Origin of the sequence: Type-D symbiont of Plautia stali (genome assembly GCF_001485335.1) — a bacterium.
Lineage (GTDB): Bacteria > Pseudomonadota > Gammaproteobacteria > Enterobacterales > Enterobacteriaceae > Pantoea > Pantoea vagans_C.
Genome location: NZ_BBOC01000018.1, coordinates 1 through 18,023, shown reverse-complemented (window position 1 = coordinate 18,023; position 18,023 = coordinate 1). Strand labels below are relative to the sequence as shown.

Genomic DNA, 18,023 nt, shown 5'->3' with positions numbered 1-18,023 from the left:
GCAAAATAATCGATGTGATGACGAGGTAACAGGATGAGTTTCTTTCACGCCAATCAACGCGAAGCGCTGAACCAAAGCCTGGCTGAGCTGAACGGGCAAATTAATGTTTCTTTCGAATTTTTCCCGCCGCGCACCAGTGAAATGGAAGAGACCTTGTGGAATTCGATCGATCGACTCAGCAGCCTGAAGCCAAAATTTCTCTCCGTCACCTACGGTGCCAACTCAGGCGAGCGTGACCGTACGCATAGCATCATTAAAGGCATTAAAGATCGTACCGGACTGGAAGCCGCACCGCATTTGACCTGTATCGATGCCACATGTGATGAACTGCGTGCTATTGCACGTGATTACTGGGAAAACGGTATCCGTCATATTGTGGCGCTGCGTGGCGATTTACCACCTGGCAGCGGCAAACCCGAGATGTACGGCGCGGATTTAGTTGAATTGCTTAAAGAAGTGGGCGATTTTGATATCTCCGTGGCGGCTTATCCGGAAGTGCATCCTGAAGCGAAAAGTGCCCAAGCGGACCTGATCAACCTGAAGCGTAAAGTGGATGCGGGAGCCAATCGCGCTATCACGCAGTTCTTCTTTGATGTCGAAAGTTATCTGCGCTTCCGTGACCGCTGCGTAGCGGCAGGCATTGACGTGGAAATCGTGCCGGGGATTCTGCCAGTATCGAACTTCAAACAGCTGCAGCGCTTCGCCACCATGACCAACGTTCGTGTACCTGGCTGGATGAATGCAATGTTTGAAGGGTTGGATAACGATCCAGAGACACGCAAAATGGTCGGCGCCAGTGTGGCCATGGACATGGTAAAAATCCTGTCACGCGAAGGTGTGAAAGATTTCCATTTCTATACGTTGAACCGTGCAGAGCTGAGCTACGCCATTTGTCACACGCTGGGTGTGCGTCCGCCTGTCTCGGCCTGATCATCTACAACGGAATCACGAATAAGAGGGCCAATGCGTCCTCTTTTTTTATAGGCACTGGCTTACATAGTGAGAAGAGGCGGCAAATGGAGTAAAGCGTCGAGCGCCATGGATGGCGCCCGCCGAGCGATCAGGGACGAGACAGCGACTTTACGTAATTTGTCGCCTCTTCTCGCGACGCCCATGAAAAAAGGGGCACATTGGCCCCTTCATGATGAGCGTTTTCACCACTAGCCCGTATTACGCATACCCGCCGCAACACCTGCAATCGTTACCATCAGTGCTTGTTCAACGCGTGCATCTGGCTCATCACCACGATCTTCCTGCGCACGCGCACGATGCAACAATTCAGCCTGCAGCACGTTGAGCGGATCGGTGTAGACGTTACGCAGTGCGATGGACTCGGCAATCCATGGTTGGTCGGCCATCAGATGCGCATCGTTGGCGATGGTCAGCACAGCTTTGATATCCGCTGCCAGCTGATCACGCAGTTGCTGGCCCAGCGACCACAGCGATTTATCCACCAGACGCTGATCGTAATACTCCGCCAGCCACAAGTCGGCTTTCGAGAACACCATTTCCAGCATACCCAGGCGCGTGGCAAAGAACGGCCATTCGCGGCACATCGCTTCCAGTTGGTCCTGATGGCCTTCATCCATCGCTTTCTGCAGCGCGGCACCCGCACCGAGCCAGGCCGGCAGCATCAGGCGGTTCTGCGTCCAGGCAAAAATCCACGGAATGGCACGCAGTGACTCCACGCCACCGGTTGGACGACGCTTCGCAGGACGCGAACCGAGCGGCAGTTTGCCCAGTTCCTGTTCCGGTGTTGCGGAACGGAAATACGGCACGAAGTCAGGATTTTCACGCACATAGCCACGGTACATCGCGCAGGAGTGCGCTGACAGACCGTTCATGATCTCCTTCCACTCACGCTTTGGTTCTGGCGGCGGCATCAGGTTGGCTTCCAGAATCGCACCGGTATACAGCGACAGACTAGCGATGGTGACTTCTGGCAAACCGTACTTGAAGCGAATCATCTCGCCCTGTTCAGTCACGCGCAGGCCACCTTTCAGGCTGCCCGGCGGTTGCGACAGCAGTGCTGCATGGGCAGGTGCGCCGCCACGGCCGATGGAACCACCGCGTCCGTGGAACAGCGTCAGCGTGATGCCGGCCTTCTCACAGGTTTTGATCAGCGCGTCTTGTGCTTCATATTGTGCCCAACTGGCGGCCATCACGCCGGCATCTTTTGCCGAGTCGGAATAACCAATCATCACCATCTGTTTGCCGTTGATGAAGCCGCGATACCAGTCGATGTTCAGCAACTGCGTCATCACGTCATTGGCGTTGTTCAGGTCATCAAGGGTTTCAAACAGCGGCGCAACCGGCATCGCATAAGGAATGCCCGCTTCTTTCAGCAGCAGATGCACGGCCAGCACATCTGACGGCGTTTTTGCCATGGAAATCACGTAGGAAGCGATCGATCCTTCTGGCGCATCGGCCACCACTTTACAGGTGTCCAGCACTTCACGCGTGTTGTCGCTTGGCTCCCACTGGTGTGGCAGCAGCGGACGTTTGGAATTCAGTTCACGGATCAGGAACGCCTGCTTGTCGGCTTCTGACCAGCTTTCATAATCACCCAGACCAAGGTAGCGCGTTACTTCAGCAATCGCCTCAGTATGACGGGTGCTCTCCTGGCGAATATCAATGCGCACTAGCGGTACGCCAAAGCATTTCACGCGGCGCAACGTATCCAGCAGTTGGCCATTGGCAATGATGCCCATACCGCACTGTTGCAGCGATTGATAGATAGCGAACAGCGGTTGCCACAGCTGATCGTTGTTCACCAGCAAATCAGCCGGACGCGGCAGGCGTTCACCTTTCAGACGACGCCCCAGATACGCTTGGGTGGTCATCAGCTGGCCACGGATGCGCTTGAGGATCATGCGATACGGTTCCAGCGCTTCGGGATCGCCGCACAGCTCACGCACTTCATCGCTGCATTCAGACATCGATAGCTCAGAGATCAGCACACCCACATCGCGCAGGAACAGATCGGCGGCTTTCCATCGGCTCAGTTGCATCGCATGACGGGTGATCGGCGCAGTAACGTTGGGGTTGCCATCGCGGTCGCCACCCATCCATGAGGTGAATTTAATTGGGACGAAGTCCACTGGCAGCTTGATGCCAAAAGTCTCTTCGACTTGTTCATTCAGCTCACGCAGGAAAGCCGGCACGCCTTGCCACAGGCTGTTTTCCACCACCGCAAAGCCCCATTTGGCTTCGTCAATCGGGGTAGGGCGATATTTACGGATTTCATCCGTATGCCAGGCTTGCGCGACCAGTTGGCGCAGGCGACGCATCACCTGCGTGCGCTCATAATCGGAGATGTCGCTGTGATCGAGTTGCTGCAAGCAGCTATTCACTTCACCCAGCATGTGAATCAAGGTGCGACGTGTGATTTCGGTTGGGTGCGCAGTTAACACCAGCTCCAGCGACAGCGATTCAATCGCCTGACGGATCGCCGCTTCACTCAGGTCGCCCTGCTGTTTCAGATGTTCAAAGGTTTTTTTCAGCAGCTCAGGGTTATTCGCCCCCTCGCCGCTGCGGGAAATGGTCTGATACTGTTCAGCCACGTTGGTCAGGTTCAGGAACTGGCTAAAGGCACGCGCGACGGGCAGCAGCTCGTCGTTAGAGAGGTTTTGCAGCGTGTTCAGCAATTCCTTACGATCGGTGTCATTTCCAGCGCGGGATGATTTAGAGAGCTTGCGGATGGTCTCCACACGTTCGAGGATGTTCTCTCCCAGTGCATCCTTTATCGTATCCCCGAGCAGTTTGCCGAGCATACTGACATTACTTCGCATTGCGGAATATTGTTCGTTCATTTGACCCTGACACCCTCATCGTCTTAAAAGTACCCTTACACCCAACGGGCATAACATCGTCTTTTATCTAGCCACGGTTCTTCCTGTACGTCAATTGACTTAAATTGACGATAATTCGCTGCTAACTACCGGAAATTCATAGAATTAAATTGAGAGGAAGCGAGATAAGTTATTCTTATTATTAAATCCCGAACAATGACCGGGCAATTTGCTGTTTTAACAGTGAATTGCCCCATCTATTGTTAATCAGTGGCAAAAATGCTGTACAACCTGCGTGATAAGCGCATGAGTTGGCTTAATAAATGCGGTATCAATAAATTCATCTGGCTGATGGGCCTGATTGATCGATCCTGGGCCTAAAACCAATGTTGGGCATAACAACTGGATAAAAGGCGCTTCAGTGCAATAGTTCACCACTTCAGTCGGCACACCCAGCAGTTTCTCAACCACTTTCACCAGTTCATGATCGGCAGGGCATTCGTAGCCCGGGATCGGCGGGTGCAATTCGCCTACGGTTAAACGTCCTGGCCAGCGTTCGCTAACCGGTGCCAGGGCTTCATTCAGCAGACCGTCAAGATCGCTCAGGGTTAAGCCCGGCAGCGGACGAATATCCATATGTAATTCGCAGCAGGCGCAAATTCGGTTGGCGGCGTCACCCCCGTGAATGTGGCCAAAGTTCATGGTCGGGTAGGGGATAGCGAAGCCGTCGTGGTTATAACGCGTTTTCAGCGTGTTACGCAGCTGCATCAACTGGGTAATGGACTCATGCATCAGTTCGATGGCGTTGACACCGCGCGCGGGATCGCTGGAGTGGCCTGACTGGCCCTGAATACGAATCACATTCGACAGGTGACCTTTGTGAGCACGTACCGGTTTTAGCGAGGTCGGTTCACCAATAATGGCGCAGTCCGGACGCAGCTGGGTGGATTCCGAAAAATACTTCGCACCGGCCATGGTGGTTTCTTCATCGGCGGTCGCAAGGATGTACAGCGGCTTGCTCAGTTTAGTCACGTCAACGTCACGCAACGCATCCAGAATAAAGGCAAAGAAGCCTTTCATATCCGCCGTACCCAAGCCGTATAACTTGTTGTCGTGTTCAGTCAAGGTAAAGGGATCGCGCGTCCAGCGGCCATCATCGTAAGGAACGGTGTCCGTGTGACCCGCCAGCAGCAGGCCGCCCGCACCTAATCCGCTGCGTGCCAGCATGTTGAATTTATGGCGCGTACCCGGTACCGGTTGTACTTCGACACTGAAGCCCAGATCGCGGAACCAACCTGCCAGTAAATTGATTAAAGTTTCATTGCTCTGATCGATGGCGCTGTCGGTCGCGCTGATCGATGGTGTGGCAATCAACTGGCGGTAGAGTTCGATAAAAGGTGGTAATTTTGTCTTCACTGTTGACGGTCCTTGGGTTAGGATGTATCAATATTCATGCATTAATAGTGAATAAAAATACAATAACGTCGTCTGCATGTGAAGAGAGAAATCTTCTGCAAACGGCATCGTGGGCAACGGGGCAAGGCCGCGACCCGGAATGTGTGACTGTAATAAGGTATACAGCCTGATGTTGAATACGCTGATCGTTGGTGCCAGTGGTTATGCTGGCGTAGAGCTTGCCACTTACCTGAATCGCCATCCGCATATGAACATAACCGCTTTGGCGGTTTCAGCGCAAAGCCCGGATGCCGGAAAATTACTGTCGGACCTGCATCCGCAGCTGAAAGGCATTGTGGATTTGCCACTGCAGCCGTTGAGTGATGCCTCAGAATGGGCCGATAAAGTCGATGTGGTGTTCCTTTGCACCGCCCATGAAGTCAGCCACGATCTGGCACCAGGCTTTCTTAAAGCCGGTTGCGTAGTGTTCGATCTTTCCGGTGCGTTCCGCGTCAACGACGAAGCTTTCTATAATCAATATTATGGTTTCAGCCATCAGCATCAGGAGTGGCTGGACAAAGCGGTCTACGGCCTGGCGGAATGGCAGCACGACAAAATTAAAGATGCACAGTTGGTCGCCGTGCCGGGTTGCTACCCAACGGCGGCTCAGCTGTCATTGAAACCGCTGGTTGAAGCGGGCCTGCTTAACGATGCACAGTGGCCAGTGATAAATGCTACCAGCGGCGTAAGCGGTGCAGGGCGCAAAGCCAATGTTGGCACCAGCTTCTGTGAAGTGAGCCTGCAACCCTATGGGCTGTTTAACCATCGTCATCACCCTGAAATCGTTGCGCATTTGGGAACGCCAGTGATCTTCACGCCGCATCTTGGCAGCTTCCCGCGTGGTATTTTATCCACCACCACCTGCCGTCTGAAAGCCGGTGTGACGCAACAAGATGTCGCCGATGCTTTCCACAAGGCCTATCACGACAAACCGCTGGTGCGCGTGTATGACAAAGGCGTGCCTGCGCTGAAAGGGGTGGTCGGTTTGCCGTTCTGCGATATCGGTTTTGCCATGCAAGGCGAGCACCTGATTGTGGTGGCGGCGGAAGATAACCTGCTGAAAGGTGCCTCTTCGCAGGCGGTTCAGTGTTTGAACATTCGTTTCGGCTTCCCCGAAACGCTGTCACTGATTTAACGGACGGAAACTGCAATGAATCCATTGATCATTAAACTGGGTGGCGTGTTGCTGGATAGCGAAGAAGCGCTGGCCCGTCTGTTTGATGCCCTGCTGGCGTATCGTAATGAATATCAGCGTCCGCTGATCATTGTGCACGGTGGCGGTTGCCTGGTTGACGAGCTGATGAAGAAGCTCGCCCTGCCAGTGAAAAAGAAGAACGGATTGCGCGTGACGCCAGCCGATCAGATTGACATTATTACCGGTGCCCTGGCCGGTACTGCCAACAAAACGCTGTTAGCGTGGGCAAAGAAATACGGCATTGGCGCAGTGGGCTTATGCCTCGGCGATGCTGGCCTGGTGAATGTGGCGCAGTTCGACGAAGAGCTCGGTCACGTGGGCAATGCCACGCCTGGCAATCCTGCGCTGGTGAATACCTTATTAAGTGCAGGCTACATGCCAGTGATCAGTTCAATTGGTATCACTGATGGCGGTGACTTGATGAACGTCAATGCTGACCAGGCGGCGACGGCGCTGGCGGCAACTATCGGTGCTGATTTGGTTCTGTTGTCTGACGTGAGCGGTATTCTCGATGGCAAAGGTCAGCGCATCGAAGAGATGACAGCAGAGAAAGCAGAGCAGTTGATTGCTCAAGGCATTATTACTGATGGCATGATCGTGAAAGTGAACGCTGCGCTCGACGCAGCGCGTACGCTGGGTCGCCCGGTTGATATTGCTAGCTGGCGTCATGCTGAACAGCTGCCAACCCTTTTCAACGGCGTGTCGATTGGCACCCGGATTCTCGCATAATCAAGGATTTAAGACATGAGCACGCAAAAGATTAAGAAAATCGTTCTGGCCTATTCCGGCGGTCTGGATACTTCAGCCATCATTCCATGGTTGAAAGAGAATTACGGCGATTGTGAAGTGGTGGCATTCGTGGCCAACATTGGTCAGGACCCAGCCGATCTGGAAGGCGTTGAGAAGAAAGCGCTGCAGTCAGGTGCTTCTGAATGCCACGTAGCTGACCTGCGTGAAGAGTTCATCAGCGAATACGTTTATCCTGTGCTGCAGACTGGCGCACTGTACGAAGGCACCTACCTGCTGGGTACCTCAATGGCACGTCCTATCATCGCTAAAGCGCAGGTTGAGCTGGCGCTGAAAGTCGGCGCAGACGCGCTTTGCCACGGTGCGACCGGTAAAGGTAACGATCAGGTGCGTTTCGAAACCACCTACACCGCACTGGCACCACAGCTGAAAGTGGTTGCGCCATGGCGTGAGTGGGACCTGCGTTCACGTGAAGCCCTGTTGGATTACCTGAAAGTACGCAACATCCCAACTACCGCTTCGCTGGAAAAAATCTACAGCCGTGACGAGAACGCATGGCACATCTCCACCGAAGGCGGCGTACTGGAAAGCCCAGCGAACGCACCGAACAAAGATTGCTGGGTATGGACCGTTGATCCACTGGAAGCGCCAGACCAGCCAGAGAACGTGACCGTCACCGTTGAGAAAGGCCGTGTGGTTGCCGTAAACGGTGAGAAGCTGAGTCCGTTCCAGTGCCTGGAAAAACTGAATGTGCTGGGCGCGAAGCACGGCGTGGGCCGTATTGATATCGTGGAAAACCGCTTGGTGGGTATTAAGTCTCGCGGCTGCTATGAAACCCCTGGCGGCACCATCATGGTTAACGCCCTGCGTGCGGTTGAGCAGCTGGTGCTGGATCGTGATAGCTTCAAATGGCGTGAGCAGTTGGGCCATGAGATGTCTTACGTAGTTTACGACGGTCGTTGGTTCGCGCCACTGCGTAAATCTATCCAGGCGGCGGCTGAATCACTGGCAGAAGAAGTGAATGGCGAAGTGGTACTGCAGCTGTACAAAGGCCATGCGACCGCGATTCAGAAAACCTCTGCTAACAGCCTGTACTCTGAAGAATTCGCGACCTTCGGCGAGGACGAAGTGTACGACCACAGCCACGCGGGCGGCTTCATCCGTCTGTTCTCTCTCTCTTCACGCATCCGTGCACTGAACGAGCAGAAGAAGTAATACCGCAGCAGAGACGATTTTTTGCAAGGGCGGCCGCGAGCCGCCCTTTCTTTAACAGAATTCAGGAGTAAAGCAGATGGCACTTTGGGGCGGACGTTTTTCGCAGGCAGCAGACCAACGGTTCAAACAATTCAATGACTCACTGCGTTTTGACTATCGTCTGGCTGAGCAGGACATCACCGGGTCGATTGCGTGGTCAAAAGCGCTGGTGACCGTCAATGTGCTGAGCAGCGAAGAACAACAGCAGCTGGAAGCCGCATTAAATGAACTGCTGGCAGAAGTGCGCGCCAATCCAGAGCAGATTTTGCAAAGCGACGCAGAAGATATTCACAGCTGGGTTGAAGGCAAACTGATCGACAAAGTTGGCGCACTCGGTAAAAAACTGCATACCGGCCGTAGCCGTAACGATCAGGTCGCGACCGATCTCAAACTGTGGTGCAAAGAGCAGGTTGCGCTGCTGCTTGAAGCAACGCGTGAGCTGCAATCGGCTTTGGTGGCGACCGCAGAAGCCAATCAAGACGCAGTCATGCCGGGTTACACGCACTTGCAGCGTGCACAGCCGGTGACCTTTGCGCACTGGTGTCTGGCCTATGTTGAGATGCTGGCGCGTGATGAAAGCCGCTTGCAGGATACCCTGAAGCGTCTGGATGTCAGCCCGCTGGGCTGTGGCGCACTGGCTGGCACTGCGTATGAAATCGACCGTCAGCAGCTGGCGGGCTGGTTAGGTTTCGCCTCTGCCACCCGCAACAGCCTTGATACCGTGTCTGACCGCGATCACGTACTGGAGCTGCTGTCTGACGCATCGATCGGTATGGTGCACCTGTCACGCTTTGCTGAAGACCTGATTTTCTTCAACACCGGTGAAGCGGGCTTCCTTGAACTGTCTGACAAGGTGACGTCTGGCTCCTCACTGATGCCGCAGAAGAAAAACCCGGATGCGCTGGAACTGATTCGCGGCAAATGTGGCCGTGTGCAGGGCGCGTTGACCGGCATGATGATGACGCTGAAAGGCCTGCCGCTGGCCTACAACAAAGACATGCAGGAAGATAAAGAAGGGCTGTTCGATGCGCTCGATACCTGGAGTGACTGCCTGTATATGGCGGTGCTGGTACTGGACGGCATTCAGGTAAAACGTCCACGTTGCCAGGAGGCGGCAGAGCAGGGTTATGCTAACTCCACCGAACTGGCGGATTATCTGGTGGCGAAGGGCGTACCGTTCCGTGAAGCACACCACATTGTGGGTGAAACGGTGGTCGAAGCGATCAAACAGGGCGTGGCGCTGGAAGCGTTGAGCCTGGCGCAGCTGAAGCAGTTCAGTGCGGTGATTGAGGACGATGTCTATCCGATCCTGTCACTGCAATCGTGCCTGGATAAGCGTAACGCCCAAGGCGGTGTGGCACCGCAACAAGTGGCATTCGCCATCAGCGAAGCGAAAAAGCGTTTAAGCTGATGAAAAAAAAGCGGGCTCCTTTTCGGTAGCCCGCCAACCTCTAGCTTCAGAATTACATGTTGTTATAGGCACATCATCAAGGGCTGGCACTCCCGGCCAACACCACGATTTTTCAAGCTGATTGCAGGTGATGCTCGATGTCATCTCAGCTTCTTTTCTACATTGCTTCGTATGGCCGGTATTATTCCTGTTCATTGCTTGATAGGGCTAATCGTTCATTGCTATTCTATCTATCGCCACGGGCTATCGTGGTTTGGAGGATATCAATGAACATTCGTGATCTGGAGTATCTGGTTTCGCTTGCGGAGCATCGCCATTTCCGGCGTGCAGCTGACGCCTGTCATGTCAGCCAACCCACCTTAAGTGGACAGATTCGTAAGCTGGAAGATGAACTGGGTGTGATGCTGCTGGAACGTACCAGCCGTAAGGTGTTATTTACGCAGGCTGGCTTGTTGCTGGTGGACCAGGCACGAACCGTGTTGCGTGAAGTGAAAGTGCTGAAAGAGATGGCGAGCCAACAGGGTGAAGCCATGTCCGGACCGCTGCATATTGGTTTGATTCCGACCACCGGTCCTTACTTGCTGCCGCATATCATCCCTATGCTGCACAAGACCTTCCCCAAACTCGAAATGTATCTGCATGAAGCGCAGACCCAGCAACTGCTGGCACAGCTTGACAGCGGTAAGCTGGATTGTGCCATTCTGGCGCTGGTCAAAGAGAGCGAAGCCTTCATTGAGGTGCCGTTGTTCGACGAACCGATGAAACTGGCTGTCTATCAGGATCACCCGTGGCATGATCGCGATCGTGTCCCGATGTCAGATCTGGCGGGCGAAAAGCTGCTGATGCTGGAAGATGGCCACTGCTTGCGCGATCAAGCCATGGGCTTCTGCTTCGAAGCGGGTGCAGATGAAGATACCCATTTCCGCGCGACCAGTCTGGAAACACTGCGCAATATGGTCGCGGCGGGAAGCGGCATTACGCTGTTGCCTTCACTGGCGGTGCCAAATGAGCGTGTGCGTGATGGCGTGTGTTATCTGCCGTGCTATAAGCCGGTTCCACAGCGTACTATCGCACTGGTGTATCGTCCGGGATCGCCTCTGCGCAGCCGCTATGAGCAGCTGGCAGAAGCAATTAAAACCCACATGCAGGGTTATCTGGGCACCACGTTAAAACAGGCGGTTTAACCCGTTAAGCGCGGCCACTCGGTAGGCTTCAGCCATGGTGGGATAGTTGAAGGTGGTATTCACGAAGTACTCAATCGTGTTGCCGCCGTTCTTCTGCTCCATAATGGCCTGGCCGATGTGAATAATCTCCGCTGCACGCTCGCCAAAGCAGTGAATCCCCAAAATCTCTTTGGTTTCGCGATGGAACAGGATTTTCAGGCTGCCCACGTGCATGCCGACAATCTGTGCGCGCGCCAGATGTTTAAACTGCGCACGACCCACTTCATACGGCACTTTCATCGCGGTGAGCTGTTGCTCGGTTTTACCCACTGAGCTGATCTCCGGAATGGTGTAAATCCCGGTAGGAATATCTTCGATCAGATGCGCAGTGGCTTCGCCTTTGATGATGGCTTGCGCCGCAATACGGCCCTGATCGTACGCCGCTGAAGCCAGACTTGGGTAACCAATGACATCGCCCACGGCATAGATGTGTGGCTGTGCAGTCTGGTACATGCTGTTCACTTTCAACAGACCACGACCATCGGCTTCAAGGCCAACATTTTCCAGCGCCAGCGAATCCGTGTTACCGGTTCGGCCATTCGCGTACAGCAGGCAATCTGCTTTCACTTTTTTGCCTGACTTCAGGTGCATGATCACGCCATCACTCACCCCTTCAATCTTCTCGAACTCTTCGTTATGACGAATCACAACGCCGCTGTTCCAGAAGTGGTAGGAGAGCGAATCTGACATTTCCTGATCGAGGAACGCCAGTAAACGATCGCGGGTGTTGATCAGATCGACTTTGACGTTGAGCCCACGGAAGATCGACGCGTATTCGCAACCAATCACACCGGCGCCGTAAATAATCACGTGGCCAGGTTCATGATGCAGATTAAGGATGGAGTCGGAGTCGTAAATGCGTGGGTGGGTAAAGTCGACGTCTGCTGGATGGTACGGGCGTGAACCGCAGGCAATCACGAATTTTTCAGCGGTTAAGCGTTCGCGGGTGCCATCCGGTTGCTCAACCTCAATGGTGTTGGCGTCGACAAAATGGGCATCGCCCTGATAAAGCTCACACCGGTTGCGCTCATAAAAACCCTGACGCATCGCCGTTTGTTGGCTGATAACGTTTTCAGTGTGATTCAGAATGTCAGCAAATGAAGAACGCAGGAGCCGGGTGTGATCGCTATAAAGGGGGTTTTGATTGAACTCGATAATACGGCTGACAGCGTGACGCAAGGCTTTAGAAGGGATGGTTCCCCAGTGAGTACAACCGCCGCCGATGTTATGGTAGCGTTCGATCACTGCAATGCGCGCTCCCTGCTTTACCAGGCCCATTGCCGCACCTTCGCCGCCTGGACCGGAGCCAATCACAATGGCATCGTAATCGTAAGACTTTTGCATACCAGTACGTCCTATTTTTCTATCACATTTTTACAACGAGATTCTAACATCTCGCCGCGCACTTCTGAATTCTATCAGCGAAAATTGCCCAGTTTTGACAAAGCGTGAGGTTCACAGACGCTCACAAGTTTGCGCCACTGTACGCTGAAAAGTTTGTTATAGTGCCTGCCAGATCACTCAAAAGGCCGGGAACATGGGCGTCAGGGCGCAACAGAAAGAACGTACACGACGCTCACTGATTGAAGCAGCCTTCAGTCAGTTAAGTGCAGAAAGGAGTTTTGCCAGCCTGAGTTTGCGTGAAGTCGCGCGTGAAGCCGGGATTGCACCTACCTCATTTTATCGTCACTTCAAAGATGTGGATGAGTTGGGTCTCACCATGGTCGACGAAAGTGGCTTGATGCTACGCCAGTTAATGCGTCAGGCGCGTCAGCGCATCGCGAAAGGCGGCAGCATCATCAAGACTTCCGTCTCCACTTTTATGGAATTCATCGGGAACAATCCCAACGCTTTTCGTCTCTTATTACGTGAACGCTCCGGAACCTCGGCGGCGTTTCGTGCTGCGGTCGCACGTGAAATTCAGCACTTTATTGCTGAACTGGCTGATTACCTTGAGCTGGAAAACCGCATGCCGCGCAGCTTCACTGAAGCGCAGGCCGAGGCGATGGTCACCATCGTGTTTAGTGCAGGTGCTGAAGCGCTGGATGTGGATATCGAACAGCGTCGCAAGCTGGAAGATCGCCTGGTGCTGCAATTACGCATGATCGCCAAAGGTGCTTATTACTGGTATCGCCGGGAGCAGGAACGTCTGGCGGTCACCCTGGAAAAAACCGAAGAGTAATGTGATAAGGATAATGAAATGATTGAGCAGAACCCTCGCGATAAAGGAACGTTGTTACTGGCTTTTATCACCGGTTTAGCGATCAACGGCTCCTTTTCGGTGCTGTTTAGTACTTTTGTACCCTTTTCGATTTTCCCGTTGATTGCTCTGGGCCTGGCGGCCTGGTGCCTGCATCAGCGTTATCTGAACCGCAACATGCCAGACGGTATGCCTTCACTGGCTGCGGCGTTTTTCCTGCTGGGCATTCTGGTGTATAGCGCGCTGGTGCGTGCTGAATATCCGGATATCGGCTCCAACTTTATCCCGACCATTCTGATGGTGGCGTTGGTGTTCTGGATTGCCACTCGCTTCCGCCGCGCGAAGAACAAAAGCTAAAAACAACAACGGGAACCGCAGGGTTCCCGTTTTTTTTACGCTTTGCGCGTCAGCCAGACACCACATTCCATATGATGGGTGTATGGGAACTGGTCGAACAGCGCCAGGCGCGAAATCTCGTGGGTCTCACCCAGCGTTGCCAGGTTATCGCACAGCGTTTGTGGGTTGCAGGAGATATAAAGGATGCGTGGATAGGCCTGCACCATTTTCACCGTTTCCTCATCCAGCCCGCTGCGTGGTGGATCGACAAAAATGGTTTCGCACTCATAACTCGTCAGATCGATGCCTTCTAAACGGTTAAAACTGCGCACGCCATTCATCGCCTGAGTAAACTCTTCCGCCGCCATGCGAATGATCTGCACATTATCAATATGGTTGGCCGCAATGTTGTACTGCGCTGAGGCCACTGATGGCTTGGCAATTTCCGTCGCCAGTACGCGGCGGAAGTTACGCGCCAGTGCCAGCGAGAAGTTGCCGTTTCCGCAATACAGTTCCAGCAGATCGCCACGCGAACCTTGGGTGACGTCCAACGCCCACTCCAGCATCTGAATGTTCATAGCCGCATTGGGCTGGGTGAAGCTGTTTTCTACCTGGCGATAAATCATCTCTTTTCCCGCCACCGGCAGGCATTCATCGACGTAGTCGCGATCGAGGCAGATTTTGGTCTTGGTTGCGCGTCCAATCAGCTGTACGTCAATACCTTCAGCGCGCAGCGTGTCGCGCAGCACGGTCGCGGCTTCGGTCCAGTCTGCTTCGAGCTTGCGGTGGTACAACAGCGAAATCACGATCTGATTGCTCATCGTCGACAGGTAGTCGATCTGGAACAATTTAAAACGCAGTGCCGGGTTATCACGGATCGTGTCGATCAGTTTTGGCATCAGCTGGTTGATCAGTTCGCTGGCGGCAGGGAATTGATCCACGCGAATGCGCTGCTTGGTCTCTTGATCAAAGATGATGTGATAGAGATCGTCACCCTCGTGCCAGATGCGGAATTCTGCGCGCATGCGATAGTGGCTGACCGGTGAGCGGAACACCTCCACGTCAGGCGCGGCAAAGGGCGCCATCATCGCCTGTAAACGGCTGACTTTCTCTGCCAGTTGCGCGTCGTATTGTTCAATCGGGAGCTGTTCGGGTGTCATCTTCAATCCTGGTAATAAGCCTGCTTGCCGGGCGATTGTAGGCATTCACCTGCTGATGTCCAGTTCTGTGAGAGGAAGATGGCTTTCAGGCCTTCTTAACCTTAGACTGCGACAGCCGGCCTCCTTGAGTTAAAAGGGAATCCAGTGCAAATCTGGAGCTGACGCGCAGCGGTAAATGAATGTCGTGGTGATCGCATCGATAAACACTGTCCTACGGGATGGGAAGTTTTTCACCATTTATGATTCTCAGCCCGAAGACCTGCCGGTGTGACGTCGCAACTACTACGATCATCGCGTGCTATCGATCGTGGGCCTGCGGCATCCTGCTTCGTCTTTTGGATGCTTACAAAAATGAATAAAAGCAAAACCACGCTGTTTGCCTTCAGTGCAACGGCGCTTTCACTCTGGGCTGCATATGGATACGCTCAGGATGATGATACGCAAATCGTAACTGCTAACCGTTTCGCCCAGCCGGTGTCTTCAGTGCTGGCCCCCACTACCGTTGTCACCCGTGACGAGATTGATCGCTGGCAGGCTAAAAGCCTCACTGATGTGATGCGGCGCTTACCTGGCGTGGATATCGCGCAGAACGGTGGCCTCGGCCAATCCAGCTCAATGTTCATCCGTGGCACAAATTCAAGCCACGTGTTGGTGCTTATTGATGGCATTCGCCTTAATCAGGCGGGTATTTCTGGTTCATCTGATTTGAGCCAAATACCGTTGTCGCTGGTGCAACGCATCGAATATATCCGTGGTGCACGTTCTGCGGTGTATGGTTCTGATGCGATTGGTGGCGTGGTTAACATTATTACCGGTCGTGATAAACCGGGTACTACCTTGACCGCGGGGATGGGTTCAAAAGGCTACCAAAGTTACGACGGCTCTACGCAGCAAATGCTGGGCGATGCCACTAAGCTGACCATGGCAGGTAACTATACCTACACCAAGGGCTATGATGTGGTGGCCAATCTGCCAGATGTTTACGGCGATCCGGCACAGAAAGACCGCGACGGCTTTATGAGCAAGACGCTGTATGGCTCGTTAGAGCATCAGTTTAGCGATCAATTTAGCGGGTTTGTCCGTGGCTATGGCTTCGATAATCGTACCGCTTACGATGGCTATCCGACTTACGTTGAACCCAACACCTTTGTTGATACTCGCCAGCTTTACAGCCAAACCTGGGATACCGGTTTGCGCTTTAATCAGGGCATCTATTCATCCCAGTTAATTGCCAGTTATAGCCATACTAAGGATTACAACTACAGCCCTCAGCTCGGTAAATATGATGCGACGGCGTCATTAGATGATGTGCAGCAATATAACCTGCAGTGGGGCAATACCGTTCAGATAGGGCACGGAGCGGTGAGTGGAGGCGTGGACTGGCAGAAACAAACTTCTGAACCCGGCACTAACTCCACTATTGAAGGTCAGGAGCAACGTAATACCGGTATTTATGCGACCGCGCAGCAGCAGTTTGGTAGTGTCACGCTGGAAGGTGCCGTACGTGGTGATGACAATAACGCTTTTGGCTGGCACAACACCTGGCAGAGCAGCGCTTCATGGGCATTTATTGACGGCTACAGTGTGTTTGCTTCTTATGGTACGGCCTTTAAATCGCCAAACCTTGGGCAGCTTTACAGCCAGACTTATGGCAACCCGGATCTGAAGCCAGAAAAAAGCAAGCAGTGGGAAGGTGGGTTTGAAGGTCTGACCGGGCCAGTCAACTGGCGTGTATCGGGTTATCGTAATGATATCGACAATCTGATCGATAGCGACCCAAGCACTTACGTTTATTACAACATCAACAAAGCGCGTATCAAAGGTGTCGAAGCTACAGCGTCCTTCGATACTGGCCCATTGAGTCATCAGATCTCTTATGACTATGTGGATGCACGCAATGCTGAAACCAACCAACAGCTGGTACGTCGTGCTAAGCAGCAGGTGAAATATCAACTCGACTGGACGATCTACGATTTTGACTGGTCCATTACCTATCATTATCTGGGCGACCGTTATGACACCGACTATAACCACTCCTACACCGCGCAGCGCGTAAAATTGGGTGGAGTAAGTTTATGGGATCTTGCAGTGTCGTATCCGGTCACATCACAGCTCACCGTTCGTGGTAGAATTGCCAACCTGTTCGATAAAGACTACGAGACAGTGTATGGCTATCAAACTCCAGGAACGGAGTATTACCTCAGCGCCAGCTACAGCTTCTGATCTGCGTCCCACCGTGCTGGTGTTTGACTCCGGCGTCGGTGGGCTCTCCGTCTATGATGAGGTCCGGCAATTATTGCCAGACCTTCACTATTTGTACGCCTTCGATAATGAAGGTTTCCCGTACGGCGAAAAAAGCGAAGACTTTATTGTCGATCGTGTCGTTGCGGTTGTTCACGCTATCACCCAGCGGTTCCCGCTGGCACTAGTGATTATCGCCTGTAACTCCGCCAGTACCGTTTCTTTACCGGCACTGAGAGAGCGCTTCGAATTTCCCGTTGTCGGTGTGGTCCCGGCCATCAAACCTGCTGCACGCCTGACACGTAATGGTGTTGTAGGACTGCTGGCAACACGTGGCACGGTAAAACGCCCCTACACCCACGAGCTGGTGGCGCAGTTTGCACGCGAATGCAAAATCGAAATGTTGGGATCTGCGGAATTAGTAGAACTGGCAGAAGCCAAGCTGCATGGCGAAGAGGTGGAACTGTCCGATGTGCGCCGCGCTGTACAACCCTGGCTACGAATGAAAGAACCGCCTGACACAGTGGTTCTGGGATGTACGCACTTCCCTCTATTACGTGATGAACTGCAAATGGTGTTACCTGAAGGCACGCGATTAGTGGATTCAGGAGCGGCAATTGCGCGTCGAACCGTATGGTTACTTGAGCATGAAGCGCCGCATGCGGTTTCTTCTGGCCAGAATATGGCGTTCTGTACGCGCATGGATGATGAGGTGATGCAATTATCACCGGTTTTACAGCGTTATGGCTTCCCGGTGCTGGAAAAACTGGCGATTTAGTGGGGTTTCGACGAAAAAAACAACACTCAGAATTTAATTTGCATTTAGCGCTTGTCAGTCCAAAAGAAATCCCTATACTGCGCCTCCACTGACACGGAACAACGGCTTACGAAGTGATGTGTTCAGGAGGTGGTCTTCAAGGCAACCTTCAGAAAAGCAAAAATAAATGCTTGACTGAGAATGCGGAAAGCGTAATATACGCATCCCGCGCCGCTAGAGAAATAGCGGCACT

General features: G+C 53.3%; 14 protein-coding genes and 1 riboswitch. Of the genes, 10 read left to right on the top strand and 4 right to left on the bottom strand.

The window, feature by feature from the left end; all coding sequences use genetic code 11:
- Nucleotides 1–33: 33 nt before the first annotated feature.
- Nucleotides 34–930, top strand: coding sequence for a methylenetetrahydrofolate reductase (gene metF / locus PSSD_RS07935; protein WP_058970392.1), 897 nt, complete (start codon nt 34–36; stop codon nt 928–930).
- A gap of 230 nt (nt 931–1,160) precedes the next feature.
- On the opposite strand, the gene ppc is transcribed toward metF, so the two are convergent.
- On the bottom strand, nt 1,161–3,812 hold the full coding sequence (gene ppc, locus PSSD_RS07930; RefSeq protein ID WP_039328300.1) for a phosphoenolpyruvate carboxylase: 2,652 nt from the start codon (nt 3,810–3,812) through the stop codon (nt 1,161–1,163).
- Between the two features lie 246 nt (nt 3,813–4,058).
- Entirely contained in the window at nt 4,059–5,207 is a 1,149-nt protein-coding gene (gene argE / locus PSSD_RS07925; RefSeq protein ID WP_058970391.1) for an acetylornithine deacetylase, read from the bottom strand.
- Between the two features lie 169 nt (nt 5,208–5,376).
- Between argE and argC the strand changes: the two genes are divergently transcribed.
- From argC to oxyR, 5 genes are all read left to right on the top strand, one after another.
- Nucleotides 5,377–6,381: an N-acetyl-gamma-glutamyl-phosphate reductase gene (gene argC, locus PSSD_RS07920; RefSeq protein WP_058970388.1), complete on the top strand. Its 1,005-nt coding sequence runs from the start codon at nt 5,377–5,379 to the stop codon at nt 6,379–6,381.
- A gap of 15 nt (nt 6,382–6,396) precedes the next feature.
- A complete protein-coding gene (argB, locus tag PSSD_RS07915) occupies nt 6,397–7,170 on the top strand; it encodes an acetylglutamate kinase (RefSeq protein ID WP_039336504.1) in 774 nt (257 codons plus the stop codon).
- A gap of 15 nt (nt 7,171–7,185) precedes the next feature.
- Nucleotides 7,186–8,403, top strand: coding sequence for an argininosuccinate synthase (locus PSSD_RS07910; protein ID WP_058970386.1), 1,218 nt, complete (start codon nt 7,186–7,188; stop codon nt 8,401–8,403).
- Between the two features lie 76 nt (nt 8,404–8,479).
- Nucleotides 8,480–9,853: an argininosuccinate lyase gene (gene argH, locus PSSD_RS07905; RefSeq protein WP_058970384.1), complete on the top strand. Its 1,374-nt coding sequence runs from the start codon at nt 8,480–8,482 to the stop codon at nt 9,851–9,853.
- 266 nt (nt 9,854–10,119) lie between these two features.
- Nucleotides 10,120–11,037: a DNA-binding transcriptional regulator OxyR gene (gene oxyR, locus PSSD_RS07900; RefSeq protein WP_058970382.1), complete on the top strand. Its 918-nt coding sequence runs from the start codon at nt 10,120–10,122 to the stop codon at nt 11,035–11,037.
- On the opposite strand, the gene sthA is transcribed toward oxyR, so the two are convergent.
- Complete coding sequence (sthA, locus tag PSSD_RS07895; protein ID WP_021506825.1) at nt 11,020–12,420, bottom strand: Si-specific NAD(P)(+) transhydrogenase; 1,401 nt, start codon at nt 12,418–12,420, stop codon at nt 11,020–11,022. The genes oxyR and sthA overlap by 18 nt on opposite strands.
- Nucleotides 12,421–12,613: 193 nt before the next feature.
- Here sthA and fabR point away from each other — a divergent pair, with 193 nt between their 5' ends.
- Both fabR and PSSD_RS07885 read left to right on the top strand, forming a co-directional pair.
- On the top strand, nt 12,614–13,258 hold the full coding sequence (gene fabR / locus PSSD_RS07890) for an HTH-type transcriptional repressor FabR (RefSeq protein WP_039336513.1): 645 nt from the start codon (nt 12,614–12,616) through the stop codon (nt 13,256–13,258).
- A gap of 18 nt (nt 13,259–13,276) precedes the next feature.
- Nucleotides 13,277–13,633: a YijD family membrane protein gene (locus tag PSSD_RS07885; RefSeq protein WP_039336515.1), complete on the top strand. Its 357-nt coding sequence runs from the start codon at nt 13,277–13,279 to the stop codon at nt 13,631–13,633.
- 35 nt (nt 13,634–13,668) lie between these two features.
- On the opposite strand, the gene trmA is transcribed toward PSSD_RS07885, so the two are convergent.
- Nucleotides 13,669–14,772 (bottom strand): tRNA (uridine(54)-C5)-methyltransferase TrmA, encoded by a 1,104-nt coding sequence (gene trmA / locus PSSD_RS07880; RefSeq protein ID WP_058970380.1) that lies wholly within the window; start codon nt 14,770–14,772, stop codon nt 13,669–13,671.
- 99 nt (nt 14,773–14,871) lie between these two features.
- Nucleotides 14,872–15,054: riboswitch (cobalamin riboswitch) on the top strand.
- Nucleotides 15,055–15,123: 69 nt separating this feature from the next.
- Between trmA and btuB the strand changes: the two genes are divergently transcribed.
- Nucleotides 15,124–16,995: a TonB-dependent vitamin B12 receptor BtuB gene (btuB, locus tag PSSD_RS07875; protein WP_058970378.1), complete on the top strand. Its 1,872-nt coding sequence runs from the start codon at nt 15,124–15,126 to the stop codon at nt 16,993–16,995.
- Nucleotides 16,940–17,791, top strand: coding sequence for a glutamate racemase (gene murI, locus PSSD_RS07870; RefSeq protein WP_058970377.1), 852 nt, complete (start codon nt 16,940–16,942; stop codon nt 17,789–17,791). Before btuB ends, murI begins: the two co-directional genes overlap by 56 nt.
- The last annotated feature ends 232 nt before the right edge of the window (nt 17,792–18,023 follow it).

Coding starts and splice junctions, on each gene's coding strand:
- metF (WP_058970392.1), top strand. CDS start 34: ATGAGTTTCTTTCACGCCAATCAACGCGAAGCGCTGAACCAAAGCCTG.
- ppc (WP_039328300.1), bottom strand. CDS start 3,812: ATGAACGAACAATATTCCGCAATGCGAAGTAATGTCAGTATGCTCGGC.
- argC (WP_058970388.1), top strand. CDS start 5,377: ATGTTGAATACGCTGATCGTTGGTGCCAGTGGTTATGCTGGCGTAGAG.
- argB (WP_039336504.1), top strand. CDS start 6,397: ATGAATCCATTGATCATTAAACTGGGTGGCGTGTTGCTGGATAGCGAA.
- PSSD_RS07910 (WP_058970386.1), top strand. CDS start 7,186: ATGAGCACGCAAAAGATTAAGAAAATCGTTCTGGCCTATTCCGGCGGT.
- argH (WP_058970384.1), top strand. CDS start 8,480: ATGGCACTTTGGGGCGGACGTTTTTCGCAGGCAGCAGACCAACGGTTC.
- oxyR (WP_058970382.1), top strand. CDS start 10,120: ATGAACATTCGTGATCTGGAGTATCTGGTTTCGCTTGCGGAGCATCGC.
- sthA (WP_021506825.1), bottom strand. CDS start 12,420: ATGCAAAAGTCTTACGATTACGATGCCATTGTGATTGGCTCCGGTCCA.
- fabR (WP_039336513.1), top strand. CDS start 12,614: ATGGGCGTCAGGGCGCAACAGAAAGAACGTACACGACGCTCACTGATT.
- PSSD_RS07885 (WP_039336515.1), top strand. CDS start 13,277: ATGATTGAGCAGAACCCTCGCGATAAAGGAACGTTGTTACTGGCTTTT.
- trmA (WP_058970380.1), bottom strand. CDS start 14,772: ATGACACCCGAACAGCTCCCGATTGAACAATACGACGCGCAACTGGCA.
- btuB (WP_058970378.1), top strand. CDS start 15,124: ATGAATAAAAGCAAAACCACGCTGTTTGCCTTCAGTGCAACGGCGCTT.
- murI (WP_058970377.1), top strand. CDS start 16,940: ATGGCTATCAAACTCCAGGAACGGAGTATTACCTCAGCGCCAGCTACA.